Origin of the sequence: Pseudoduganella rivuli, assembly GCF_009674485.1 — a bacterium.
GTDB lineage: Bacteria > Pseudomonadota > Gammaproteobacteria > Burkholderiales > Burkholderiaceae_D > Rugamonas > Rugamonas rivuli_B.
This window is the reverse complement of sequence record NZ_WKJJ01000094.1, coordinates 1-237: the sequence shown is the minus strand read 5'-3', so window position 1 is coordinate 237 and position 237 is coordinate 1. Positions and strand designations below refer to the sequence as shown.

Genomic DNA, 237 nt, shown 5'->3' with positions numbered 1-237 from the left:
CGCATCATACGACGGTGCAGGAATATTAACCTGCTTCCCATCAGCTACGCATCTCTGCCTCGCCTTAGGGGCCGACTCACCCTGCTCCGATGAACGTTGAACAGGAAACCTTGGGCTTACGGCGTGGAGGCTTTTCACCCCCATTATCGCTACTCATGTCAGCATTCGCACTTCTGATACCTCCAGCATCCTTTACAAGACACCTTCGCAGGCTTACAGAACGCTCTCCTACCATAT

General features: G+C 52.7%; 1 rRNA gene. It reads right to left on the bottom strand.

Going from position 1 to position 237, the window contains the following annotated elements:
• Positions 1 to 237 (bottom strand): 23S ribosomal RNA (locus GJ700_RS34875); the annotation flags it as partial.